We start from the raw sequence: 24968 nt of genomic DNA on the forward strand, positions 1-24968 counted from the left end.
TGAAAAGGGCGGCCCCCACGAAATGCGAGGGCCGCCCTTGGCATGTCAGGCAGCGGCTTTAGCGCAGGCGCACCGCGACATAGGCCGGCTGGCGGCCACGTTGCTGGATGCGCAGCAGCACCGCTTCGCGGTTCTCGCTTTCCGCGGTGCGGATGGTGTTCTCCAGATCCTGCATGCTGGTGACGGGGCGATAGTTCGCGGTGAGGATGATGTCACCGCGCTGCAGCCCCTTGCGGGCCGCATCGGAGTTCCGGTCGACCCCCGCCACGACAAGCCCCTGCGTGTCGGTGCCGACGCCCAGCTGGCGCGCGATCTGCGGCGTCAGCGGCAACACCTGCAGGCCGAGCTTTTCCTCGATCACGGCATTGTCGCTCGCTTCCATCGGATCTTCGTCCTCGGCATCGGGGTCGAACTGCTGCTGCTGGCGCAGTTCTTCCTCGCTCGGACGCTTGCCGACGGTCACATTGACGCGGCGCGTCTGCCCGTCGCGGATCAGCTCGACCGGGATCGTGGTGCCCGGCGGGGTGTTGGCGACGAGATAGGACAGCGACTGGTCGGGCGTGACCGTCTGGCCGTTGATCTTGGTCACGATATCGCCCGCGCGAATGCCCGCCTCGTCGGCCGCCTCGCCCGGCTGGACCGACTGGATGAACTCGCCGCGGTTCTGCTCGATGCCCAGCGAATCGGCGAGATCGTCGGTCACCGGCTGGATCGAGACGCCCAGATAGCCGCGCTCGATTTCGACGCCGTCGCGCAGCTGCTTGACGATCGGTGCGGCGATTTCTGCGGGGATGGCGAAGCCGATCCCCACGCTGCCACCCGAAGGCGAAAAGATCGCATTGTTGATGCCGATGACATTGCCCTGCATGTCGAACAGCGGGCCGCCCGAATTGCCGCGATTGATCGCGGCATCGGTCTGGATGTAGCGGTCATAGGCGCCGCCCTGGCCGGTGTTGCGATAGACCGCCGAGACGATGCCCGAGGTGACCGTTCCGCCAAGGCCGAAGGGATTGCCGATCGCGACCACCCAGTCGCCCGGGCGGGCCTGCGCCGAATCGCCAAACTCGACGAAGGGAAAATCCGCGCCGCGGTTGATCTTGAGCACGGCCAGATCGCTCTGCGGGTCGGTCCCGACCAATTCGGCGTTGTATTCGGTCCCGTCGGGCATGGTGACGGTGATTTCCTCCACCGTCCCGCGCCCGGTCGGGCTGACCACGTGATTGTTGGTCACGACATAGCCATCGGCCGAAATGATGAAGCCCGAGCCCAGCGACTGGCCTTCGCGATATTGCGGTTCCTGTTGCTGGCTACCGCCGCGGCGATTGAACAGGCCCTCGAACGGGGTGCCGGCAAAGGGATTGCCGCTACTGCCCGAAACCTCGATCCGCTGGCGGGTCGAGATATTGACCACGGCGGGCTGCAATTGTGCGGTCAGGTCGGCAAAGCTTTCGGGAGCGCCGGCACGCGGGACGACGCGGGCCATGTGGCTGTCGTCGTTCTGGGCGACCTGGGCGCCGGCCGGGTAGCCGGTCGCGAGCGAGATCGCGGCGCCGCCTACCAGCAGCGCGCTCGTCACGGAATATGCATATCGCACGGGCTTCACGTCCTTTTCGTCCTCTTCTCTAAAATGCAGGTGCCGCGGTCGGCAGCAAAGCTACCGCCATGCGGACCTGGCGTTCCGGCGGGCGATTTTCGCCCCCGCCGGTGAATGCCATTTGAACGGCGCGGACGCCGCTCGACGAACCGTCAACGACGCCCGCGGAACTGCCGCAGATACTCATTGTCCGGCGACAGGATGATGCTGCTTTCCGACGGGTTATCGCCATTGGAGAAGGTCGCGTCATAGCTCTGCATCGCGCGGTAGAAGTCGTAGAATTCGGCGTCCTTGCCAAAGGCTTCGGCATAGATGCGCGCGCCTTCGGCATCGGCTTCGGCGCGGATGATCCGCGCGTCGCGGCTGCCACCGGCCCGGATCGTGCGGGCTTCGCGCTCACGATCCGATTCCATCCGGCGGAAGGCCGATTGCAGCGGCGCTTCGGGCAGGTCGGTGCGCATGATCTTCACATCGACCACCTCGGCCCCGTACTGCCGCGCCTGGCGGTCGAGATTGGTGCGGACATTGGCCAGCGCGCTGCCGCGTTCGGCGGTCAGCATGGCCTGGAAGGTCCGGCGGCCGAGTTCCTGGCGCAGCACCGAGTTGAGGATCGGCTCGAGCGCGTTGCGCACGCCATCGGTGGAGCCGGCGCGTTCGACCATGCGGACCGGATCGGTGATCCGGAAGCGGGCATAGGCATTGACGAGCAGGCGCTGCTGGTCGGCCGAGAGAACCTCTTCATCGGTCATCTCGAGATCGAGCAGGCGTTTCTCGACGCGGCTGACCCTTTCGATGATCGGCATGCGGAAATAGATGCCCGCGCCGGTCGTGCCATTGGGCGTATTGACCGTGCCGACCGGCTGGCCGGTACGGATGATGACGACCTGCTCCTCTTCGGGAACGACATAGGCGCTCATCATGAAAGCGATCACCGCCACGGCGAGCGCGATGACCCAGTTGCGGTGTTTCTGCAGGAAAGTGCTCATCTTACTGGCCCCCCGGTGCCGTGACAGTGGTCGCGGGCTGCTGCGACCGTCGGCGAATCTCGGGCAGCGGCAAATACGGGGTCACATTGTCGGTTTCGACGATCGTCTTGTCGGTCTGGCTCAGCACACGCTCCATGGTTTCGTAATAAAGCCGCTGGCGGGTCACCTGCGGGGCCAGGCGGTACTGTTCATAGACCTTGTTGAAGGCTTCCGCCTCACCCTCGGCCTGTGCGAGCACCTGCTGGGCATAGCCGCGCGCCTGGTTGCGCGCCGCATCGGCATTCTGTTCGGCGACCTGCACGTCGCGGAAGGCATCGACGACCTGCGCGGGCGGATCGGCCTTTTCGATTTCGACACCCAACACGCGGACGCCCGCGCCATAGCTGTCGAGCGTGGCCTGCATGCGTTCGCGCACGTCGAGCTCGATCGCCGCACGGCCCTGACCCGAGAAGGTCTCGTCGAGTTCGGTTTCGGCGACCGAGGCGCGCATCGCGGCTTCGGCGGCTTCGTTCACCGTCTCGATCGGATCGACGACGCGGAATTTGTAGCCCTCGAGGTCCTTGATGTTCCAGCGGACGATATAGCTGAGATCGACGAGGTTCTGGTCGCCGGTCAGGATCAGCTTGACCTGGCTGTCACCGCCCGGAATGCGCACCGAACGGACGCCTTCGACATCTTCGACATCGACCGTTTCGATCGGGAAGGGGGCGGTGATCTGCAGGCCCGGGCGCAGCGTGCGGGTGTACTCGCCCAGCGTCTTCACCACGGCCTGCTGCTGCGGACCGACAAGGTGGAAGCTGGTCGCGAGCAGGCCAAAGGCAATGATCCCGATGACTGCGATCGGGAACCAGCTCTTGCCGCCGGGGCGCTGGGGAAAGCGGAAATTGGGACCGCCGGGGCCGCCGCCGCTGCGGCGCGGGCCTTCGGGGCCGCGGCTCTTGAAGATATCCTCGATATTGGGAGCGCGGCGGCCATCCTCGCCGCCACCCGGCGGGAGCCAGGGATTGCGCGGGCCGCGGGGTTTGTCGCCGCCCTTGGTGCCCTCGGGCTTGTCGTCGTCTCCGTTATCCCCGGAGCCGCCGCCCCAAGGGCTTTTGTTGCCCGCCATTGCCAGGGAAATCCTCTGTCCGAACCCGTCAAAAATTCTCATGTCTTTCCTTATAGGTGCGCCGCCACGGAAAAACAGGGGTTGCCGCGCGCTTTTCGATGCTACAGCAGCCGCGCCCATGAGTTCGACCGATCCGAAATCGCTGCTTCCCGCCAGCCTTGCCGACCGCGTTTCCGCGCTGACCATCAAACAGGGCCGGGCGATTGCCGTGGTCGATGCCGCCGGGCTGGGCGAGCAGGAGCGCGCCGATATCGAACGCGCGATCACCGATATCCTCAGTGAGCGCGACGATGTTTCCGAAACCCGCGTGGTAATGACCGCCGAGCGCCGGCAGCGGCGGCTGATCGCCGTCGGCAGCGGCAAGGGCGGGGTGGGCAAATCCACGCTGACCGCCAATCTGGCGATCGCGCTCGCCCGCCTGGGGCACAAGGTCGGGCTGGTCGATGCCGATATCTACGGCCCCTCGCAGCCGGTCATCTTGGGCAATCAGGGCAAGAAACCCGTCGCGCGCGATGAAAAGCTGGTCCCGGTGGAGAGCGAGTTCGGCATTCCGGTGCTGTCGATGGGCCATCTGGTCGAACCCGGCCGCGCGCTGGCATGGCGCGGGCCGATGGCGGGCAATGCGCTCACGCAATTGATCGATGCCCATTGGGGCGATGTCGATACGCTGCTGGTCGATCTGCCGCCTGGCACGGGCGATGTGCAGCTGACCATGCTGCAGCGGTTCAAGCCGATGGGCGCAGTGCTGGTTTCCACGCCGCAGGACCTCGCGCTGATCGATGCGGCGCGTGCAGGGCAGCTGTTCGACCAGGCCGAAGTGCCGGTGATCGGGCTGGTCGAGAATATGGCCGGCTATGTCTGCCCGCATTGCGGCGAACTGTCCGATCCCTTTGGCAGGGGCGGGGTCGAAACCGCAGCCGAGCGGCTCGAACTGCCGTTCCTTGGCCGGATCCCGCTCGATCTCGCCATTCGCGAGGGCAGCGATCGCGGCCAGCCGCCCGCCTGCGGTACGGACGCGCTCGCCGCGCCGTTCCACGATATCGCCGCCAAGGTCCACGCATGGATTGGCGCGCAAAGCTGATCGCGCTTCCCGTAACGCGGCGCCAGCTGGTTGCGGGCGCCGCGGTGGGCGGGGGACTGGGCGTGGCCTGGTGGCTGTGGCCGCGTCATTACACCAGCCCGCTGACCCCCGGTCCCAATGAACGCGACTTCGGCGGCTGGATCACCATCGGCCGCGACGGAGTGGTCACCGTGGCGGTGCCGCAACTCGAAATGGGGCAGGGCGTTACGACCGTGCTGGCACAGGTGGTGGCGGTCGAACTGGGCGCCGACTGGCGCCAGGTCGCGGTCGAACCCAGCCCGCCCGCGGGGCTCTATGCCAATATCCCGCTGGCCGCGAAATGGGCACCGCTCTGGTCCAACCTGCCCAGCTTCGCCAGCGACCCCGACAGCCAGCTGGCGGAGAATTATGCGCGCAGCAATGCGTTTGCCGCGACGGCGGACGGGACCTCGCTCGCTGCATATGAACTGCCGCTGCGCGAAGCCGCGGCGACCGCGCGCGCGCTGCTGGCGATGGCGGCGGCCGAACGCTGGGACGTGGACTGGGAAGAATGCCTGGTCGAACGCGGCATCGTCCGCCACGCCGAACAGCAACTGGGCTTCGGCGCGCTGGTGGCGGAGGCCGCCGAGCTTGATCCCCCCGATCCGCCGCCCCTGCGCGTAGCGCCTGCGAGCGAGGATCCCGTGCCCGCCGAGGCCGAGCTGGCGCCCGATTTCCCCCGGCTCGACCTGCCCGCCAAGGTCGATGGCAGCTTCCTGTTTGCCGGGGACATCCGCCTGCCGGGAATGGTCTTCGCCTCGATCCGCCACGGGCCGCTGGGCAAGCCCGACCTGTCGGGGTTCGAAGCGGCGGCGGTCGAGGGGCTGGATGGCCTGGTCGGCGTGGTGAAATCCAGGCGCTATCTCGCCGCAGTGGCCGAAAGCTGGTGGGTTGCCGAACAGGCGCTCAAGGCGATGCGCCCGGTGTTTGCCGGACCGCCCGCGGTCGAAAGCGCGGCGGCGCTCGAGGCGCTCGACGAAGCGCATGGCACGGTCGAGCCCAGGCGCACGCTGGCGCTGGGCGATGCCGACGAGCTGCTCGCCCGCCCCGACTATGCGCAGACCTATGCCGTCGGCACCGCGGTCCATGCGGCGATCGAAACCGCGAGTGCCACCGCGCGCTACGATGGCGGCAAGCTGGAGCTGTGGATCGCCGCGCAGGCCCCCGAACTCACCCGGCGCGCGGCAGCCAAGGCGATCGGCATCGCGCCGCATAATGTCGTGCTCTATCCGACTGCGGCGGGCGGCAGTTTCGACGCGCGGTTAGAGCGACGTCACGCGATCGAGGTGGCGCAGATCGCGCGGGAGATCGGGCGGCCGGTGCAGCTTACCTGGCCGCGCGCGCAGGAATTGCAGTCGCTCCCCGTGCGGACCCCGATCAGCGCGCGGCTCGAAGCGGGTTTCGAGGCCGCCAGCGGCGGGCGGATCGCCGCCTGGCGCGCGCGGCTGGCGATGCCCGCCACCGCGCGCGAATTCGGCTATCGCCTATTCGACAACAAGACCCCGCAAGCCGCGCTGGAGCAGGCGGCGGACAAGGCCGATGCGCTCGCCTGCGACGGCGCGCTGCCGCCTTACGGAATCGAGCATGTCGCCATCGACCACCTGCCGGTGACCTTGCCTTTCCCGACCGGGCGGCTGCGCGGCAATGCCATCGCCTATAACGCCTTCTTCATCGAGAGCTTCATCGACGAACTGGCCGAACGCGCGGGGCGCGATCCGATGCTCTACCGCATGGAGATGCTCGGCCGGATGCCGCGCATGGCCGATACTTTGCGCCGCGCGACGCGGCTCGCGGGATGGGACGGCGGGCGCCGCGGAACCGGGCAGGGACTGGCGATGGTGCGGATGGGCACGCCCGATACCGGCGGCCGGATCGCCTGTGTCGCGCAGGCTGCGTTGGGCGAAGGCGGCGTGCGCGTGACCAGGCTGCATGCGGCGGTCGATATCGGGCGCGTGGTCAATGCCGATATCGCGCGCCAGCAGATCGAGGGCGGACTGATCTTCGGGCTCTCGCTCGCCACCGGATCGAGCGTCGCCTATGAAGAGGGCAGACCGGTCCCCGCCCGGCTTGCCGGTCTGGGTCTGCCCACGCTGGCGGATTGTCCCGAAATCGTGGTCGAATTCCTCGCCAGCGATGCCCCGCCTTTCGATCCGGGCGAACTCGGCGTGGCGGTGGCGCCCCCCGCTATCGCGAATGCGCTTTACTCGGCGACCGGAGTGCGCTTTCGCCGCCTGCCATTGCTTTCGGAGGGTCTATGACCTGGCAAGAACAGAAATTACCCGCCGACCATCCGCCCGTGAAATCGGGCAAGGTCGGCGTGCTCGTCGTCAATCTCGGGACCCCCAATGCCCCCGAAAAGGGACCAGTGAAACGCTATCTCGGCGAATTCCTGTCCGACCGGCGCGTGGTCGAAATCCCGCCGATCGCCTGGCAGCCGATCCTGCGCGGCATCATCCTCAACACGCGCCCGAAGAAGAGCGCGCATGCCTACCAGCAGGTCTGGACCGATGAAGGCTCGCCGCTTGCGGTCATCACGCGCGACCAGGCCGCGGCCATGCAGGCCCGGCTGGGCGACGCCGTCATGGTCGATTGGGCGATGCGTTATGGCACGCCGTCGATCCCCGAGCGCATCCAGGCGCTGATGGACGCGGGGTGCGAACGCATCCTGCTCGCTCCGCTCTACCCGCAATATTCGGCGGCCACGACCGCGACGGTTGTGGACAAGGCTGCGGACAAGCTGCGGACAATGCGTTGGCAGCCCTCGCTGCGCACGCTGCCGCCCTATCACGACGATCCGGCCTATATCGATGCGCTGGCACAGGATTTGTCGCGCCAGCTCGATGCGCTCGACTTCGCTCCCGAAGTGCTGCTGCTGAGCTTCCATGGCATGCCGCAGCGCACGCTCGAACTGGGCGATCCCTACCATTGCCACTGCCAGAAGACCTCGCGGCTGCTGCAGGAGCGGCTGGTCCGGCCGGGCCTGCGGTTCCGCACGACCTTCCAGTCGCGCTTCGGTCCGGCCAAATGGCTGGGCCCCGCGACCGACGATACCTTCGACGAGGAAGCGCAGGCGGGGACCAAACGGCTGGCTGTGGCTGCACCGGGCTTTTCGGCAGATTGCCTCGAGACGCTGGAAGAGCTGGCGATCCAGGGGCGCGAACAGTTCACCGAAGCGGGCGGAGCGCAGTTTGCCGCGCTTTCCTGCCTCAATACGTCCGCTGCCGGGCTCGACATGCTCGAAACTTTGCTGCGCCGTGAATTGTCGGGGTGGATTCCCGCGTAAAACCTACTTACAACAAAGTAAGTTGTAAGGAGCTACCTAATGGCCACGCTTGCCCCGCACCAGTCTGCCGAGACCGCGCCATCGCATTGGCAGGAAGGCAATCCCGGCGACGATGCGCTCGCACATATCCCCGGTGAGGGAGGCTGGCCGATCGTCGGAAATACCTTCAAGATGCTCGCCGACCCGCATGGGCAGACGCGGCGCATGGTCGAAAAATACGGCCGCGTTTACAAGAACAAGGCCTTTGGGGGCTGGAATGTCGCGCTGATCGGGGCCGAGGCCAACGAGATGCTGCTGATGAACCGCGACAAGATCTTCAGCTCCGAACAGGGCTGGGGACCGATTCTCGACAAGCTGTTCCCGCGCGGTCTGATGCTGATCGATTTCGATCATCACCGCGCCGATCGCCGCGCGTTGTCGATCGCCTTCAAGCCCGGCCCGATGCGGCATTATGCGGACGCGCTGAACCGCGGCATCGCCAAGCGGGTCGAGGAATGGGGCGGCGATGGCTCGGGGGCGCAGCTGCTCTTCTATCCGTCAATCAAGGAACTGACGCTCGACCTGGCGGCCGACAGCTTCATTGGCATTCCGTGGGGCCCCGAGGCGGACCGGATCAACACCGCCTTTGTCGACATGGTCCAGGCCAGCGTGGCGCCGGTGCGCAAGCCACTGCCGTTCACGCAGATGAAGCGCGGCGTCGATGGCCGCGCCTATCTGGTCGACTATTTCACGCGCGAAACGCATCGCCGCCGCGCCGAGGGCGGCGGGCAGGACATGTTCAGCCAGTTCGCCACCGCCGAATATGACGATGGCAGCCTGATGCCGGTCGACGAAGTGGTCGATCACATGAACTTCCTGATGATGGCCGCGCACGACACCATCACCTCCAGCGCCACCTCGCTGCTGTGGCTGCTCGCCAAGCACCCCGAATGGCAGGATCGGCTGCGCGACGAAATCGCCGCGGTCACCGGGGGCAGCGATGCCAGCGGCCGCCCGCGCGATCTCGAATATGACGATCTGGGCAAGCTCGACCTGACCGAAATGGCGTTCAAGGAAGCGCTGCGGTTCGTGCCGCCCGTGCCCTCGATGCCGCGCCGCGCGCTCAAGTCGTTCGAATACGGCGGCTACCGCATCCCCGCCGGGGCGCATGTCGGGATCAACATCCACTACACGCATCACGACGAGAAACATTGGGAGGATCCCTACACCTTCGACCCGATGCGCTTTACGCCCGAGCAGGTGAAGGCACGGCACAAATACGCCTGGGTGCCCTTCGGCGGCGGGGCGCATATGTGCCTGGGGCTGCATTTCGCCTACATGCAGGTGAAGATTCTGCTGGCACAAATGCTGCCGCGCTACCGTATCGAACTGGCGGCGGGCGACCCCGAATGGCAAGCGTGGCCGATCCCCAAGCCCAAGGACGGGTTGAAGCTCAAGCTCACTGCCATTTGATTCGGTTTTTAACGGGCATCGTCGCTCACGCGACCTGACGGCCGCGTCGCTGCGGGCGGCCAGTCGGCCTTGCCTCGCCTGCGGCGCGGGGAATCTCGCCCAGCGATCGAATTGTGCTAGCCCCGGCCAGGAATGAGGAAGCACCGACGGATGTCGGTGCGCAACCGGAACATCGATTCAGAAATCGATCGCGATGCCGTCTTTCACCCAGTCGCCATAGCGCGTCGGGCTGAGGTCCTCGTCATCGCTGCCCTTCCTGGGCGCGGGCGGGGCATCATTGGTCCAGTGAGCGGGCTTCTTGAACCCTTCGGGGCGGGTGGTGGCGCGTTTCGGCATGCTGCCAAGATGATGCCGCTGGCGGCTTTGTGCAAGTGCGGGTAGGGGCGCGGCCATGGCCCAACCCCAAGGTATCCACGCACGCCGCGCCGCGCTGCGCCTGCTCGACGCCGTATTCCGCCGCGGCGAGACGCTCGACATCGCCTTTGCCGGCGCCACCAAGGACCTGCGCAAGTTCGAGGACAAGGCGCTCGCGCGCGCCATCGCCAGCGAAGTGCTCCGCTGGCTGGTCGATCTCGACGCGCTGATCGACAGCGCCACCAAGCAGCCGCTGCCGCACGATGCCAAGGCGCGCATGGTCCTGCGGATGATGCTTGCGCAGTGGCTGCGGCTGGGCACGCCGCCGCATGCGGTGGTGGCGACGGGGCTCGATTTGCTCGCGGGCGGTCCGCGGCGGTTGGCGCATGGCGTGTTCTCGACGCTGACCAAGCGCGAGGCTGCCCTGCCTGCCGCGCCGACGCTGCCCGCCGAGGTCGCGGCGCGCTGGGGCGAGCGGGCCGAGGCGATTGCCGCCGGTCTCGCCGAACCGCCCCCGCTCGATCTTACGCTGCGCGATCCTTCCGAAACCGCGCACTGGCAGGTCCAGCTTGCCGCCGACAGCCTGATGCCGGGTCACCTGCGGCTTCCGCGCGGCGCCAGTGTCGAGACGCTGCCCGGCTTTGCCGAGGGCGCGTGGTGGGTGCAGGACCTTGCTGCGGCGCTACCCGCGCGGCTGCTGGGACAGGGGGAGGGGCGCCATGTGCTCGACCTGTGCGCTGCGCCCGGGGGCAAGACGCTGCAACTGGCGGCGCAGGGCTGGCAGGTCACCGCGCTCGATATTTCCAAGCGCCGGCTCGATCTGCTCAAGGCGAACCTCAAGCGCACCGGGCTGAAGGCCAATACAGTGCGCGCCGATGCGCTGAAATGGGAGCCCAAGCACCAGTACGATGCCATCCTGCTCGACGCGCCCTGCACCGCCACTGGCACCGCGCGCCGCCATCCCGATGTCCTGCACCGGATCGGCGCACGGCAGATCGAGGAAATGGCCGAACTCCAGGCCGGGCTGCTCCATCAGGCGCAAGGCTGGCTTAAGCCCGGCGGGACGCTGGTCTCTGCGACCTGCTCGCTCGAACGCGAGGAGGGCGAGGACCAAGTAGGCGCCGTCGCCATGCCCACGCTCGCCGTCTCGCCGGACGAATTGCCGGCAGGGCTGGCGGCCACTGCCGAGGGCTGGATCCGTACCGATCCCGGAATGCTCGCCGAAGCGGGCGGTCTCGACGGGTTCTTCATCGCCCGCTGGCGGCGCGGGGCCTGATCATTCGCCGATGAACGCGCCGACTTCGGTGCCGAAGAAATCCGGATCGGTCATCAGCAGATAATGCGGCGCGGTGGCGCTGGCGGACAGGGTAATCTCGCCGCGCGCGCCGAGCCGATCGACATAGGCAGCCGCGCCGTCAAAGGCGGTCTTGGGGTCGAGCCGGCCCTGCAGCACCAGCGTGGGCGGAAGGCTTGCGGGCATCCGTCCCAGCGCTTCGCCGGGCTCGTAAGTCGGGAACCCGCCCGGCAGCAGATGGCGGGGCAGCGGACTGGCGAAGAGCAGTCCGGCCTCTTCTTCGGCGATCATCTCGGCGGTCAGATCGGGGCGGCGATTGTTCTCCGACCGGCTGATCAGGCTGACCAGCGGGATCGAGGACCCGAATTGCGGAAACGCCGCGAACCGCGCCTGTATGGCGCCCAGCTGCGCTTTGGCATGGTCCAGCCAGGCAGTCTCGCCGCGGTGCAGGTCGGCAATCACATAGGGCAGGATCGCGCGCGTCTCGGGAAAGTCGATCAGCGCCGCGAGCAGATATTTCGGGTTCGCGCCAAGCGGCTCCGACAGTTCGGGATCGGCGAGCAGGTCGGCCACGGCCTGTTCCAGCGGGCGGTCGAAATACCGGCTGCACTCGGCGCGTGCATCGCATTGCCGCAGCACCCGCCGCCCGATCGTGTCGGTGACCTGCGAGCGGCGGCTGAGGTCGTGGCGCCTATCGTCATCCGCGGGAACGAGCGAATCGAGGATCACTCCGTCGAGCGATGCGGGCGGGGCGACCGCCAGCGTGCGCAGGACCAGCTGCGTGCCGTAGGAGACGCCATAGAGATAGCGCCGGTCTGCGCTGCCCAGCTCGTCCATCAACAGCGTGATGTCATGCGCGGCATTGGTGATGGTGAAGGATTGCGTGCGCTGCGGGTCGGCATGCATCGCGCCGATACAGCTGCCCCATTCGGCCCCTTCCAAAGCCATCCCGCCATCGGTTTGCGCGCTTTCCTCGGCCGGGCACAGCCGCGCCGAATAGCCGGTGCCGCGGTGATCGGGCACGATCAGGTCGAAGCCCGGCGCTGCCGCGCGCAGCGTATCGATGAAGGGATAGAAGGAAGCGCCCGATTCCCCCGGCCCCCCGGCGATCAGCCAGAGTTCGCCTTGCGCGGGTCCGCGCGCGGGAAACTTGCGCACGAACAGGTCGATCGCGCCCTGCGCGAGCGCCGCATGGTCGAGCGGGGTGGATACGAGCGCGCATTGCGTGCCGGCGAGCGCAAGATGCGAACCCGCGTCCGCGCACGCCGCAAATGCCGCCTCCGCCCCATCGCCGCCCACCTGCGCCTGTACGGCATGGGGAAGGATGAAGGCGGTCAGTACGACCAGGAAACGCGGGACTGTGGGCAAGGTAAGCTCCTGCAGGAAAGGGATAAATGGCACCCAGAGGTCATGGCCGCAAAAGCAAAGCCAAGTTCGATGACCGGCCCAGTCGCCCCGACCGGCGGCTAGATCCCGGCGATGCGATAGTCGATCAAGGTGCAGTCGCGCCCCGACTGGCTCAGTTGCATCCTCGCACAGCTAGCATTGCTGCCAATGACGGTCGGGTCCGCACCAAAGCCGAGGAGGTGAGCTTAGCAGCGGTGTTCCTCGCGCGCGGGCGCGATCGCCTTGAAGTGCGCTCAGCGGTTCGCGAGGATCGATGCAGTCGGCGTGAACTCCTCCGGGATGACGCGCGCATATCGCTCGAAGGCTGCCTGCAACTCGGCGCTTTCGTCGAGCAACTCGACCGGATGCGGCAATTTAGACGGCGTATAGAACAGCTCGAAGGTGCTCGGCTGCAAGCCCCCCAGAACCAGACTGCGGTTCGGTTCGTCGGCGATCCCTTCAAGCAGCAAATTTACGGCTTCGGCGCGCTCTTCGACGCAGAGCAGCGCCTGCGCGGCGAGTGTGTAGGATTCCGCCTTGTTTTCGCGCAGAAATGCCAATTCGGGAGCGATCTCATCCGCACGATCAAGAGCCGCCAGCGCGCAGGTGTGATCGCGGGCTATGATCATCCGTGCGTATTGCGATCCCCAGCTGTCGGCGACACGGCGCGCAAGCGAGGCGGCTTCGAGCCCGTCTTCCCAGCGCTCATGACCGACGAGGCGCGATGCCCGGTTGATCACGAAATTGACGACCCATGGATGTTCCTCCGGGTCCAGCGCGGCCAGCTGGTCGAAAATCCGGTCGGCCTCGTCGCGGCGTCCCAGTGCGTCGTTGGCGTAGGCTTCGATATTGAGGGCCCAGCCATCGCCCTCCTCGATCGAAGCCATAGACCCATCCCGCTCGCGCCACTGGCGTGCAAGCGCAATCGCCTCTTCGAATCGTCCCGCATAATGAAGGGCGTGGGCTGCGTCCGAGAATCGATCGCGATCGCTGGGGTGGTTTTCAAGACGCGCGCTGGCCCAGAACACAAACTCATCCGTTATGGCCTCGAGATTGGGGCCGGCCCGTTCTGCCGCGAAAGGCCAGATCGCTTCATATTCCCGCATGGACAGCAAGGTCAGGTAATCAGCGGGAGAGCGGATGGTCGCGAGCAATTGTGGAGCCATCTCCGCGCGGCCATGCCGGATCGCCGCGCTGAGCGCAGCCATGGATACCCCGGCGTGCAAATCCGCCGGTAGGTATGCGAGACGCCGGGCATCGATCCACTCCAGCATGATGTCATCGAAGCGGTCTTCGGCACCCTGGTCACGAACCATGCGGAAGCCTTGCCAGAATCTTTGAGGTTCGAACTCCCCAAGCTGGCCATTGTCGAGCGCACGCATGCGAGAAAAATACTCGGCCGCATTGTTCGAGCGAACCGCGAAATACAGGCCGAGATCGGTAAAGTCGAAGTCCGGCCAGCCCGCCTCGAGCTGGCGGACCTTGGCCATACCCGCTGCATAATCGTCGCGTTCATCATCGCACAGGGCGCCCGCGAAGAGTTGAGCCCGCGCGGCATGTGTGTCGCCGAGGTCTCGTTCCAAAATCTCGCCGAACAGGGGAACGCCGATATCGCAGGGCTGTTCGAACCAGCGATTGGCCTGCGCCTCTGCGATCAGCTCCAGGTCGCTCAGAACCGCAGCGTCGAAGACCGCCTGCTGCTCGTCGGCTTGCTGTGCGGAAAGCGGTGCCGCGATCAGAATTGTTGCAGCAGCGAATAGTCTATACATTTTGCCGACCCCCAGCTTGACCTCAAGACTTTGTCTTCTGGGGGCGGTCTTTGCAACCTACTGTTTCGCCAAGACTAGATCTGTCTTTTCCCGGTCTGCGGATCTTCCGGAGAGATCCGATACGATATCTGTGTACAGACGCGGCCGGACTGGCGAATGGCCATGTCCACCGCGGTTTCGTCATCGCCCGCGGTCCGCTCGACCGTGAAGGGCACACCTAGTTCGACATAGCGGTCGAAGCGCATCTCGGCGGCGGTCACGCGGAACGGCTGGCCCGCGCGCAGCAGGCTGACGAATTGCCGGGCGACTTCGGCCAGATGCGCCGAGTTCACATGGTCGCCCGAGCCGTCGAGCCAGGGATGGGCGGGCGGCATGGCGTTGGCGTGGTCGAGCAGCCCGGTGGCGGCGCTGCCGTCGAGCGGGCCGAGGAAGGGGAATTCTCCCGGCGCAATCCCCAGCGCCTCGCGCCCGGCATAGGCGAAGCGGTCCGATCGCAATTGCTCCCCGCGGTCCTTGGCGCTGCTGCGCCACTTCGCGAAATCGCGTGTGCGGAACACCACGCCGCGCCCGTCGAGGCGGCAGATCGGCGCGCCTTGCGCATCGTAGAGCTGGATCGAGAAGCTTTCCTTGCCTTCGATCCGTGTCCGTTCGTAACGGCCGCGGGCCATTCGCCCGGCGCCGGGCTCGCCGCAGCTCCAGCGGGTCCACGTCAGCGCGGACCATTTGTCCGGGTCCCACCCGCCCAGCGCCATGGCGCATTCGACGCTAAGCCAGTAACTCGCCGCCTGGATCGCGCCGGGGTGATGCGGTCCGATCATCGTCCACGGCCACAGCGCATCGTCCTGCGAACAGGCAAAGCCGACGCTGCCGTAATTATGGACGACATGGTCACGGGTGAGGGCCTTGGTCGGTGCTCCCGGCATGACGCCGACAATTGCAGCTTGCGCGCTTTCCCACAATGACCCGCGCGGGGCAGCTGTGCCGGATGCCGCGCGGCCCCTTTCCGATCGCGAAGTCAGCCCCGGCGCGGTCGCCCCAGGGACCCGCGAAAATTTTCCTCAGACGTCTTGCTTGAGGTATTTCTGGAAGCTCCTGCGCAGCTTCATCAGCTTGGGCGGGATGACCGCCTGGCAATAGGGATTGCGCTGGCCTTCGCCTTCCCAATATTCCTGGTGGTAATCCTCGCCCGGATACCATTCGCCGCTCTCGATCGTGGTGACCGCTTGCTGGCCGGGGTGTTCGTCGTTCCAGCGCGCGATCGCCGCGCGGGCTTCGTCTTCCTGTCCGTCGAGCGGGAAGATCGCGCTGCGGTATTGCGTGCCGACATCGTTGCCCTGCCGGTTCAGCTGGGTCGGGTCATGCGTGCCCAGGAACACATCGTAGAGCTGGCCCAGCGTGATCTGCGCATCGTCGAAGGTCACGCGCACGCCCTCGGCATGGCCGGTATTGCCCGTGCAAACCTCCTTGTAGGTCGGATTGGGCTGGTGCCCGCCGATATAGCCGCTTTCCACTGCGCTGACGCCGATCACGTCTTTCATCACCGCTTCGGTGCACCAGAAACATCCGCCGGCAACGATCGCCTGTTGTTGAGCCATATTCGTCAATCTCCTTGTGCCCAGCAGATAGGAAGCCGTCTTCGCCTTGTCATCCACCCGCGGCAGGTCCAGAACACTACCGGATGAATTGAGGAGGATTTCCATGCGTCTTATGCTGACTGCCGCCGTTGCCGCTCTCGTCGCGTCACCGCTCGCCGCCGACAACCACGCCCCCGATCTCGAAATCGTGCTGGCTGCCGACGTGCGTGATGACGACCGCGCGCGCGACCAGTACCGCAACCCCGCCGAAACGCTCGAATTCTTCCAGGTCGCACCCGGCATGACCGTGGCCGAATACGGCCCGGGCGGCGGCTGGTACACGCGCGTGCTGGCGCCCTATCTGCACGGCACGGGCAAATATATCGCCTTCGATCAGGACAGCGACGGCGGCACCTACAACAGCCGGGCGCAGGAAGCGCGCGCCAAGGGCTGGACCGAACGGTTCAAGGCCGAAGTCGCAGAAATGACCGGTGTCGAGGCGGATAGCGTTACTGCATTCGAGATCGACGAAATGCCCGAAGACCTTGCCGGCACGGTCGACCGCGTGCTGATCTTCCGCTCGATGCACGGGCTGAACATGGGCAATGCGGCGGACGACGTGCTCAAGGCCGCGCGCATGATGCTCAAGGACGACGGCATGGTCGGCGTGGTCCAGCACCGCGCGCCCGAAGGCGCAAGCTATGACGATTACGGCGCGCGCCAGCGCGGCTACATGCGCAAGCAGGACGTCGTCGCGATCTTCGCCGCCAACGGTTTCGAACTGGCCGGTGAGAGCGAGATCAACGCCAATCCGAACGACCCGGCCAACTGGGAAGGCGGCGTGTGGACGCTGCCGCCGGTGCTGCGCTACGGCGACCAGGACCGCGCGAAATACGAAGCGATCGGCGAAAGCGACCGCATGACGCTGCTGTTCCGCAAGGCGCAGTAACCATTGTCTGGACGGCGGCGGCTGCCTATCTCGCGCGCATGAGAAAGCTGTCCGTCGCCGTCCTGCAATTGCCGCTCGCCCGCCCGGAGCCGGCTGACAATATCGCTGCCGTGTCCGCGCTGGTCGAAGAGGCCGCGGGCAAGGGTGCGCAGGTCATCCTGCCGCCCGAACTGTTCGCGGGCGAGTATTTCTGCCGCATGGAAGAGGAAGATCTGTTCGACCTCGCGCATCCCACGCTCGAAAGCCCGAGCGTGCAGGCGATGCAGGAACTGGCGGCAAAGCTCGGCGTGGCGATCCCGACCAGCTTCTTCGAACGCGACGGGCAGCACTATTACAACACGCTGGCGATGATCGGCCCCGATGGCGCGATCATGGGCACCTATCGCAAGAGCCACATTCCCGACGGCCCGGGCTACGAAGAGAAGTACTATTTCCGCCCGGGCAATGACGGGTTCAAGGTGTGGGACGTGTTCGGCACGCGCATCGGCGTGGGGATCTGCTGGGACCAGTGGTATCCCGAATGCGCGCGGGTTATGGCGCTCAAGGGCGCCGAAGTGCTGTTCTATCCCACCGCCATCGGCTCCGAGCCCTATGACGCCGATCTCGACACCAGTCGCATGTGGCGCCGTGCGATGATTGGCCATGCGGTGTCGAACTGCATGCCGGTATGCGCCGCCAACCGGATCGGGCACGAAGGCCCCGCCGATCGCCAGCAGAGCTTCTATGGCCACAGTTTCATCAGCGACGAGTGGGGCGATCTGGTCGAGGAATTCGGCGGGTCGAGCGAAGGGGTGCTGACCACCACGCTCGATCTCGACCGCGCGCGCAAACACCGGGCGGGGATGGGCTTCTTCCGCGACCGCCGCCCGCAGCTCTACGGGCGGATCAGCGAGGATATCTGAGCTTGGCCGAGGGCATCGACCAGGCACGGCTCGATGCGCTGTTCACCGCCGCGCTCGAAGCCGCGATCGCCCGGATCGAAAAGGACGGGACGTTCTTCCCGCTGGTGTTCGAACTGCGCGCCAATGGCGCGATCCAGAATGTCGCCGTGCTCGAGACGGGTGCCATCGAAGGCGCGCAGGGGGTGCTCGACCGGCTCGCCGATGTGATCCGTCCGCGCGCTGCCGACGGGACGATCCGCGCCGCCGCCATCGTTCGTCACCGCACCGAAGCCGCGACGATCGAGGTCCGCCTGCGCGCGGCCAATTATGCCGCCGATGTGCTGGTCCCGTTCGAGATCGCGAGCAGCGGACTGCTCGGGCACCAGCGCCAGCTGACGCTCGGCAGCTTCACCGCGCGGCCTGCCGCCAACGAGCTGTTCTAGCCGCCCGCCAGTTCCTTCAGCACGATGCTCCAGTGGTCGAGCCCGGCATAAAAGGCATCGACCCGCATCCGCTCATTGAGGCCATGCGCATAGATGTCCTGCGGCCGGCTCGCGCCTGCGCCGATGGCGACCGTGTCGTACCCCAGCGCGCGGTAATGCATGCCGTCGGTCCCACCCGAAGACATGGTCGGGATCATCGGGATCGCCTGCCCGAACCGCGCGGTGAGCGATTTGGCCAGCGCATCGCGGACCTCGTCGGGAAACGCGCTCATCGGGCTTTCGGTCGCTTCGGCGCGCTGCGTCACGGTGATCGCTTCATTGTCGATCGCCGTTTCCAGCGCGGCCTTGACCGATTCCACGCCTTCGCCCGGGAAGACCCGGCAATTGACTGCGGCGCTGGCCGATTGCGGCAGCGCGTTCTCGGCATGGCCGGCGTCAAGCATGGTCGCCACGCAGGTCGTGCGCAGCGTGCCGACATAGCCCGGATCGGCGCTGATCAGCGCGATTGCCTCGTCATCGGCGGGATCGGCAGCGAAGGCCCGCATGGCAGCGCCAAGCTCGCCCGGAATGCTCTGCCCCAGCGCGCCGAAATAGCTGCGCGTCAGCTCGCTTTCGCGCACGGGGAACTGGTGCTGCGCAATTCGCGTCAGCGCGCCCGCGAGCTCATAGATCGCATTGTCGCTGCGCGGGCGCGAGGAATGGCCGCCGGGATTGGTCGCAGTGATATCGAAGGTGACATAGGTCTTCTCGGCCAGCTGCACCTGCTGCGCGAGCGGCGAGAAATCGTCCGCCAGGCCGATTCCGCCGGCGTCGGAATTGAGGATATAGGCAGGGTCGACATTGTCGGCGACCCAGCGGGCCTGCGCGCGGGTGGAGACCATGCCGGTTTCCTCGTCACCCGAAAACACGAGATAGAGATCGCGGCTGGGCGTCCAACCCTCTTCCTTCAGCCGGATGAAGGTGCCGGTGAGATTGGCGACGCCATATTTGTTGTCCTGCGTCCCGCGGCCGAAGAAATAGCCTTCGTCCTCGACCAGCGTGAAGGGATCGCGCTCCCAATCTTCGGGCAGGGCGTCAACCACGTCCATATGCGCGAGCATGACGATCGGCTTGGCATTCGCAGAACCGTCACCGCGATAGCGCACGACCAGCCCCTGCGTCGGATCGCCTTCGCTGTCGTAATCGGTGACCAGCACATCCCCTTCGGCAAAGCCGGCTGCCGTCAGTCGGCCGGCAAGATAGGCGACCATCTCGTCCATCTGCCCGTGACCTGCCGCCGTGCGGAAGGCGATGATATCGCGGTAGATGTCGTATACGCGCTGTTCGTGCGCAGTCAGGTCGCGCGGCGCATGATCGTCCGCCGCTGCCTGCCCTGCCATGGCCAGCGCCCCAGCCGCCACGATTGCCTTGATTGTCATCTACCTGCCGCTCCCGATTGGCTCTTGTCGGCGGGGACGCTAGGGCGGGTACATGGGCGAGGCAAGCGAGCATCATTATCTGGTCGCGCTCGGCTCGAACTGCCGGGTGCCCGGCGTGGGCGCGCCGCGCGCGGTGCTGGCGGCGGCAGTGGCGGCGCTGGCCGAAAGCGGTTGGGAGGTCGAGGCGGTCGCGCGCGTGATCGACAGCGCCCCGGTAGGTCCGTCGCTGCGGCGCTATGCCAATGGCGCGGCGATCATCACGGGCGATCTCGCCCCGCCCGACGCGCTTGAGAATTTGCAGGATATCGAGCACGCCTTCGGTCGCAACCGGCGCGGGCAGCGCTGGCGCTCGCGCACGCTCGATCTCGATATCGTGCTGTGGAGCGGCGGGGCCTGGCATACCGGCGAGCTGGCGATCCCGCACCCCCTGTTCCGGCAGCGCGCCTTCGTCCTGCACCCTGCCGCCGAGATCGCGCCGCACTGGCACGATCCGGTGACGCATCTGACGGTGCGCCAGCTGGCCGCGCGGCTTTCCTGAGCGCAGGCGCGGTATCGGCCGCATCACCGGCTTGACCACCCGCGACAGCGCCCCTAGGTGGCACGCCGTGGTCGGGCCGTTAGCTCAGTCGGTAGAGCAACTGACTTTTAATCAGTAGGTCGCTGGTTCGAACCCAGCACGGCTCACCACATTGTATTTCGCCCCGAGGCCGGTGCGCCGGCACCTCTAGTCCGGAGCCATCATCCATGAAAACCCGCGCTGCAGTCGCCTTCGCTCCCAAGCAACCGCTCGAAATCGTCGAGCTCGACCTGGAAGGGCCCAAGGCAGGCGAGGTGCTGGTCGAGATCATGGCCACCGGCATCTGCCACACCGATGCCTACACGCTCGACGGGCTCGATTCCGAAGGGCTTTTTCCCAGCGTGCTCGGCCATGAAGGCGCGGGCATCGTGCGCGAAGTCGGCGCGGGCGTCACCAGCGTATCGCCCGGCGATCATGTGATCCCCCTCTACACGCCCGAATGCCGCCAGTGTAAATCGTGCCTCAGCGGCAAGACCAATCTGTGCACCGCGATCCGCGCGACGCAGGGCAAGGGGCTGATGCCCGACGGGACCACGCGCTTCTCCTACAAGGGCGAGCCGATCTTCCATTACATGGGCTGCTCGACCTTTTCGAACTTCACCGTGCTGCCCGAAATCGCGGTCGCCAAGATCCGCGAAGACGCGCCGTTCAAGTCCAGCTGCTATATCGGCTGCGGCGTCACCACCGGCGTGGGCGCAGTGACCAACACCGCCAAGGTGCAGGTGGGCGACAATGTCGTGGTGTTCGGCCTCGGCGGGATCGGCCTCAACGTGATCCAGGGCGCGCGGCTGTCGGGCGCAGGCATGATCATCGGGATCGACATCAATTCCGACCGCGAGGAATGGGGCCGCAAGTTCGGCATGACCCACTTCCTCAACACCAAGGGCATGAGCCGCGACGAGGTCGTCGCCAAGGTGGTCGAAATGACCGATGGCGGCGCCGATTACACCTTCGACTGCACCGGCAATACCGAAGTCATGCGGACCGCGCTCGAGGCCTGTCATCGCGGCTGGGGCACCAGCATCGTGATCGGCGTGGCCGAAGCGGGCAAGGAAATCGCCACTCGCCCGTTCCAGCTGGTGACCGGGCGCAACTGGCGCGGCACCGCGTTCGGCGGCGCGCGCGGGCGCACCGATGTGCCCAAGATCGTCGACTGGTACATGGACGGCAAGATCGAGATCGACCCGATGATCACCCATGTCCTGTCGCTCGAGGAAATCAACAAGGGCTTCGACCTGATGCATGCCGGCGAAAGCATTCGCAGCGTGGTGGTCTTCTGATGGGCGGCAAGATTTATTCCGATGCCGCGGCAGCGCTCGACGGCGTGCTGCGCGATGACATGCTCATCGCCAGCGGCGGCTTCGGCCTGTGCGGCATTCCCGAACGCCTGCTGACCGCGATCCGCGACAGCGGCGTGAAGGGGCTGACCTTCGCCAGCAACAATGCGGGCATCGACAATGAAGGCATCGGCATGCTGCTGCGCACCCAGCAGGTGAAAAAGATGATCTCCTCCTATGTCGGCGAGAACAAGGAATTCGAACGCCAGTTTCTTTCGGGCGAGCTCGAAGTCGAGTTCTGCCCGCAGGGCACGCTCGCCGAACGCATGCGCGCCGGCGGCGCGGGCATTCCCGGCTTCTACACCAAGACCGGCGTCGGCACGCAGGTCGCCGAAGGCAAGGAAGCCAAGAGCTTCAACGGGGAGGACTATATCCTCGAACGCGGCATCTTCGCCGACCTCGCCATCGTCAAGGCATGGAAGGCGGATGAAACCGGCAACCTCGTGTTCCGCAAGACCGCGCGCAATTTCAACCAGCCCGCGGCAACCTGCGGCAAGGTCTGCGTGGTCGAGGTCGAAGAGATCGTGCCCACCGGCAGCCTCGACCCCGACTGCATCCACCTGCCGGGCGTCTACGTCCAGCGGATGATCGTGGGCGCGCCCTACGACAAGAAGATCGAATTCGAGACCACGCGCGAAAGGGAGAGCGCCTGATGCCCCAGGAAGCAGCAGGCTGGGACCGCAACCAGATGGCGGCCCGCGCCGCGCAGGAACTGCGCGACGGCTATTACGTCAATCTCGGCATCGGCATCCCGACGCTGGTCGCCAACCACATTCCGCAAGGCATGCATGTCACGCTGCAGAGCGAGAACGGCATGCTTGGCATCGGGCCGTTCCCTTACCCCGACGAGGTCGATGCCGACCTGATCAATGCGGGCAAGCAGACCATCAGCGAACTGCCGCACAGCGCCTATTTCGACAGCGCGGCCAGCTTCGCCATGATCCGCGGCGGGCATATCGACCTGACCGTTCTGGGCGCGATGGAAGTGGCCCAGAACGGCGACATCGCCAACTGGATGATCCCGGGCAAGATGATCAAGGGCATGGGCGGCGCGATGGACCTCGTTGCGGGCGTCAAGCAAATCATCGTGGTGATGGACCATACGGCCAAGGACGGCAGCCCCAAGTTCATTCCCGAATGCACGCTGCCGCTGACCGGGCAGAACGTGGTCGACATGATCGTCACAAATCTGGCGGTGTTCCAGCGGCCCGACCATGACAGCCCCTTCCGGCTGGTCGAACTGGCGCCGGGCGTGACGGCGGAGGAAATCGCCGCGAAGACGACCGCGAAATACGAGGTCGCGCTATGACCACGGCGGGCACGCTCGAGACGGTATCGGAAAATTGCAGCCATAGCGGCGTGCAGGGCGTCTACCGCCATGCATCGGCCAGCACCGGCACGCAGATGACCTTCTCGGTCTTCGTCCCGCCGCATGAAGACGGCGCGAAACTGCCCGTGCTGTGGTTCCTGTCGGGGCTGACCTGCACCCACGCCAATGTCACCGAGAAGGGCGAATTTCGCGCCGCCTGCGCCGAGCACGGTGTCATCTTCGTCGCGCCCGACACCTCGCCCCGCGGCGAGGACGTACCCGATGACGAGGCCTATGATTTCGGGCAGGGCGCGGGCTTCTATGTCGATGCGACGCAGGCGCCCTGGGCGCAGCATTTCCAGATGCGAAGCTATATCGAACAGGAACTGCCCGCGCTGCTGGCCGAGCATTTCCCCGCCGACATGCAGCGGCAGGCGATCAGCGGCCATTCGATGGGCGGCCACGGCGCGCTGACCATCGGCCTGCGAAATCCCGACCGCTTCCGTTCGATCAGCGCCTTCTCGCCGATCGTCAGCCCGCTGAACTGCCCATGGGGCGACAAGGCGCTGGGCGGCTATCTGGGCGACGACCGCAGCGACTGGCGCGAATACGATGCCTGCGCGCTGATCGAAGGCGGTGCGCGCCATGCGAACCTGCTGGTCGACCAGGGCACGGCGGACAACTTCCTCGAGGAACAGCTCAAGACCGATCTGCTGGTCGATGCCTGCAAATCCGCAGGCATGCCGGCGGACATCCGCATGCAGCCCGGCTACGATCATTCCTATTACTTCATCTCGACCTTCATGGCCGAGCATGTCGGCTGGCACGCGCGGCATTTGCAGGGCTGAACGCTGGGCGGGATAGATTCGCGCCCGCCATGCGTTGGGGCAGCATGATACTCGACACTCCCTGGCCGGATACCATCGCCCGCGGCGTATTGCTGGCCATTGCCGCCATCATCTGGGTGGTCGTGCTGATCCGCCTCAACGGGCTGCGCTCGCTGTCCAAGATGACCAATTTCGACTTCGTGATGACGATCGCGCTCGGCAGTCTCATCGCGGGTGCAGCGCAGGCGAGCGACTGGAAAGCCTTCGCCCAGGCCATGGTTGCAATGGCGGGCCTGTTCCTCGTCCAGGCGACCTCCGCGCGGCTGCGGAAGACCTCCGACCATGTCGAGGACCTGATGCAGAACGATCCGGTCTTCCTGATGCGCAACGGTGAATTCTGCGACGATGCGCTGACGTACACGCGCGTCGCCAAGAGCGATCTGGTCGCCAAGCTGCGCGAAGCCAATGTGCTCGATCTGGGGCAGGTCCGGGCCGTGGTGCTCGAGACCACCGGCGATGTGTCGGTGCTGCACGGCGACCATCTCGAGGAGACGATCGTCGAGAACGTAAAGCGCGTCTAGCGGCGGTCGAGCCAGCGGGCGAAGGCGACTCCGCCGGTGATCAGGAACGGCACCAGCACCAGGCTCAGCACGACCTTGGCGATGATCTGCCCGATCAGCAGGTTGGTAATCTCGAACTGGCCATAGAAGGCGAGCGTGATGAAGATCACCGAATCGATCGCCTGGCTCAGCGCCGAGGCGATCGCCCCGCGCGCCATCAGCGACAGCGTCGATGCACCCTCGGACGAACCGCGCAGGCGCGAGAATATCCACACATTGAGCAGCAGCGAAACGATGTAGGCGGCTGGTCCCGCCAGCCACACCCGCCACAGCGTGGCATGGACGCGCTCGAACGCGGCGAGGTCATCCCCGCGGAACTGCGACATCTCGGTCGAGGCGGGGAGCGAGAGCACCAGCTGCATGAGCAGCGAGGCCACCAGCAGCGGGATGAACCCCCACCACACGATTCGGTTGGCCAGCTTTTCGCCATAGAGTTGCGCCATCGTGCTCGAGATGACGACCAGCAGGAGGAAGGCGAAAATGCCCGATTCCACCGCCAGGTCGGTCGGCCACAGCTGCACCTGCTTGAACGCGAGCACGCCCGCCAGCACCGTCATCCCGCCATAGAGCAGCGTGTAGACGAACTGCCCCAGCGGCATGGCAGCAGCGGCGAGACGGGTCTCGTTGGCGGGTTCGGTCATCACACGGCCTCGACAAGTTTGGTGGACGGCGAGGCCGTCTGCGGGTCCCGAAAATTGACTATTGCGG

The 24968-nt window shown here is 66.0% G+C and carries 24 protein-coding genes and 1 tRNA gene; 15 read left to right on the forward strand and 10 right to left on the reverse strand.

Translation table 11 applies throughout. From position 1 onward, the window contains the following. Positions 1-58: 58 nt before the first annotated feature. From V6B15_RS01150 to hflK, 3 genes are all read right to left on the reverse strand, one after another. Positions 59-1594: a Do family serine endopeptidase gene (locus tag V6B15_RS01150; RefSeq protein WP_334199720.1), complete on the reverse strand. Its 1536-nt coding sequence runs from the start codon at positions 1592-1594 to the stop codon at positions 59-61. Positions 1595-1746: 152 nt separating this feature from the next. Continuing rightward, positions 1747-2580, reverse strand: coding sequence for a protease modulator HflC (gene hflC, locus V6B15_RS01155; protein ID WP_334199721.1), 834 nt, complete (start codon positions 2578-2580; stop codon positions 1747-1749). A gap of 1 nt (position 2581) precedes the next feature. Further along, positions 2582-3688: a protease modulator HflK gene (gene hflK / locus V6B15_RS01160; protein WP_334199722.1), complete on the reverse strand. Its 1107-nt coding sequence runs from the start codon at positions 3686-3688 to the stop codon at positions 2582-2584. A 118-nt stretch (positions 3689-3806) separates the two neighbouring features. On the opposite strand from hflK, the gene V6B15_RS01165 reads away from it, so the two are divergent. The 4 genes from V6B15_RS01165 to V6B15_RS01180 are packed head-to-tail and all read left to right on the forward strand — an operon-like array spanning position 3807 to position 9522. After that, entirely contained in the window at positions 3807-4769 is a 963-nt protein-coding gene (locus V6B15_RS01165; RefSeq protein WP_442968991.1) for an Mrp/NBP35 family ATP-binding protein, read from the forward strand. Beyond that, positions 4748-7045, forward strand: a complete 2298-nt coding sequence (locus V6B15_RS01170; protein ID WP_334199723.1) for a xanthine dehydrogenase family protein molybdopterin-binding subunit — start codon at positions 4748-4750, stop codon at positions 7043-7045. Before V6B15_RS01165 ends, V6B15_RS01170 begins: the two co-directional genes overlap by 22 nt. Continuing rightward, positions 7042-8070 carry a ferrochelatase gene (gene hemH / locus V6B15_RS01175; protein WP_334199724.1) on the forward strand — a complete coding sequence of 343 codons (1029 nt, stop codon included), beginning with the start codon at positions 7042-7044 and terminating at the stop codon, positions 8068-8070. Before V6B15_RS01170 ends, hemH begins: the two co-directional genes overlap by 4 nt. Before the next feature lie 39 nt (positions 8071-8109). After that, positions 8110-9522 carry a cytochrome P450 gene (locus tag V6B15_RS01180; RefSeq protein WP_334199725.1) on the forward strand — a complete coding sequence of 471 codons (1413 nt, stop codon included), beginning with the start codon at positions 8110-8112 and terminating at the stop codon, positions 9520-9522. 177 nt (positions 9523-9699) lie between these two features. Here the strand turns inward: V6B15_RS01180 and V6B15_RS01185 are convergent, their stop codons facing one another. Further along, positions 9700-9858 carry a DUF1674 domain-containing protein gene (locus V6B15_RS01185; protein ID WP_230833257.1) on the reverse strand — a complete coding sequence of 53 codons (159 nt, stop codon included), beginning with the start codon at positions 9856-9858 and terminating at the stop codon, positions 9700-9702. A 55-nt stretch (positions 9859-9913) separates the two neighbouring features. Between V6B15_RS01185 and V6B15_RS01190 the strand changes: the two genes are divergently transcribed. Further along, complete coding sequence (locus tag V6B15_RS01190; RefSeq protein WP_334199726.1) at positions 9914-11152, forward strand: RsmB/NOP family class I SAM-dependent RNA methyltransferase; 1239 nt, start codon at positions 9914-9916, stop codon at positions 11150-11152. Here V6B15_RS01190 and V6B15_RS01195 read toward each other — a convergent pair whose 3' ends face one another. The 4 genes from V6B15_RS01195 to msrA form a co-directional block, all read right to left on the reverse strand. Then, entirely contained in the window at positions 11153-12538 is a 1386-nt protein-coding gene (locus V6B15_RS01195; protein WP_334199727.1) for an alpha/beta hydrolase family protein, read from the reverse strand. A gap of 272 nt (positions 12539-12810) precedes the next feature. Next, positions 12811-14325 carry a hypothetical protein gene (locus V6B15_RS01200; RefSeq protein ID WP_334199728.1) on the reverse strand — a complete coding sequence of 505 codons (1515 nt, stop codon included), beginning with the start codon at positions 14323-14325 and terminating at the stop codon, positions 12811-12813. A gap of 74 nt (positions 14326-14399) precedes the next feature. Continuing rightward, entirely contained in the window at positions 14400-15248 is an 849-nt protein-coding gene (locus tag V6B15_RS01205) for a hypothetical protein (protein WP_334199729.1), read from the reverse strand. Positions 15249-15383: 135 nt separating this feature from the next. Beyond that, a complete protein-coding gene (gene msrA / locus V6B15_RS01210; protein ID WP_334199730.1) occupies positions 15384-15920 on the reverse strand; it encodes a peptide-methionine (S)-S-oxide reductase MsrA in 537 nt (178 codons plus the stop codon). A gap of 103 nt (positions 15921-16023) precedes the next feature. Between msrA and V6B15_RS01215 the strand changes: the two genes are divergently transcribed. The 3 genes from V6B15_RS01215 to V6B15_RS01225 are packed head-to-tail and all read left to right on the forward strand — an operon-like array spanning position 16024 to position 18172. Further along, positions 16024-16848, forward strand: coding sequence for a class I SAM-dependent methyltransferase (locus V6B15_RS01215; RefSeq protein WP_334199731.1), 825 nt, complete (start codon positions 16024-16026; stop codon positions 16846-16848). Between the two features lie 38 nt (positions 16849-16886). Beyond that, positions 16887-17750: an N-carbamoylputrescine amidase gene (gene aguB / locus V6B15_RS01220; RefSeq protein ID WP_334199732.1), complete on the forward strand. Its 864-nt coding sequence runs from the start codon at positions 16887-16889 to the stop codon at positions 17748-17750. Positions 17751-17752: 2 nt separating this feature from the next. Further along, positions 17753-18172 carry a hypothetical protein gene (locus tag V6B15_RS01225; RefSeq protein ID WP_334199733.1) on the forward strand — a complete coding sequence of 140 codons (420 nt, stop codon included), beginning with the start codon at positions 17753-17755 and terminating at the stop codon, positions 18170-18172. Here V6B15_RS01225 and V6B15_RS01230 read toward each other — a convergent pair. Then, a complete protein-coding gene (locus tag V6B15_RS01230) occupies positions 18169-19590 on the reverse strand; it encodes a M20/M25/M40 family metallo-hydrolase (RefSeq protein WP_334199734.1) in 1422 nt (473 codons plus the stop codon). The genes V6B15_RS01225 and V6B15_RS01230 overlap by 4 nt on opposite strands. Positions 19591-19642: 52 nt before the next feature. Between V6B15_RS01230 and folK the strand changes: the two genes are divergently transcribed. The 7 genes from folK to V6B15_RS01265 all read left to right on the forward strand — a co-directional run bounded on the left by folK (position 19643) and on the right by V6B15_RS01265 (position 24221). Beyond that, positions 19643-20128, forward strand: a complete 486-nt coding sequence (gene folK / locus V6B15_RS01235) for a 2-amino-4-hydroxy-6-hydroxymethyldihydropteridine diphosphokinase (protein ID WP_334199735.1) — start codon at positions 19643-19645, stop codon at positions 20126-20128. A gap of 73 nt (positions 20129-20201) precedes the next feature. Continuing rightward, positions 20202-20277: transfer RNA gene (locus tag V6B15_RS01240), tRNA-Lys, on the forward strand. A 57-nt stretch (positions 20278-20334) separates the two neighbouring features. After that, complete coding sequence (locus tag V6B15_RS01245) at positions 20335-21447, forward strand: S-(hydroxymethyl)glutathione dehydrogenase/class III alcohol dehydrogenase (protein WP_334199736.1); 1113 nt, start codon at positions 20335-20337, stop codon at positions 21445-21447. Beyond that, positions 21447-22157 carry a CoA transferase subunit A gene (locus tag V6B15_RS01250; protein ID WP_334199737.1) on the forward strand — a complete coding sequence of 237 codons (711 nt, stop codon included), beginning with the start codon at positions 21447-21449 and terminating at the stop codon, positions 22155-22157. The genes V6B15_RS01245 and V6B15_RS01250 overlap by 1 nt, the downstream gene beginning before the upstream one ends. Beyond that, on the forward strand, positions 22157-22813 hold the full coding sequence (locus tag V6B15_RS01255; RefSeq protein ID WP_334199738.1) for a CoA transferase subunit B: 657 nt from the start codon (positions 22157-22159) through the stop codon (positions 22811-22813). The genes V6B15_RS01250 and V6B15_RS01255 overlap by 1 nt, the downstream gene beginning before the upstream one ends. Further along, positions 22810-23661 (forward strand): S-formylglutathione hydrolase, encoded by an 852-nt coding sequence (gene fghA, locus V6B15_RS01260; RefSeq protein WP_334199739.1) that lies wholly within the window; start codon positions 22810-22812, stop codon positions 23659-23661. The genes V6B15_RS01255 and fghA overlap by 4 nt, the downstream gene beginning before the upstream one ends. A gap of 44 nt (positions 23662-23705) precedes the next feature. Continuing rightward, positions 23706-24221: a DUF421 domain-containing protein gene (locus V6B15_RS01265; RefSeq protein ID WP_334199740.1), complete on the forward strand. Its 516-nt coding sequence runs from the start codon at positions 23706-23708 to the stop codon at positions 24219-24221. On the opposite strand, the gene V6B15_RS01270 is transcribed toward V6B15_RS01265, so the two are convergent. Beyond that, positions 24218-24901 (reverse strand): queuosine precursor transporter, encoded by a 684-nt coding sequence (locus V6B15_RS01270; RefSeq protein ID WP_334199741.1) that lies wholly within the window; start codon positions 24899-24901, stop codon positions 24218-24220. The two genes, V6B15_RS01265 and V6B15_RS01270, sit on opposite strands and share 4 nt — an antisense overlap. Positions 24902-24968 lie beyond the last annotated feature (67 nt).

Source organism: Qipengyuania sp. Mu-71 (assembly GCF_036867055.1).
GTDB classification, from domain to species: Bacteria; Pseudomonadota; Alphaproteobacteria; order Sphingomonadales; family Sphingomonadaceae; genus Qipengyuania; species Qipengyuania profunda.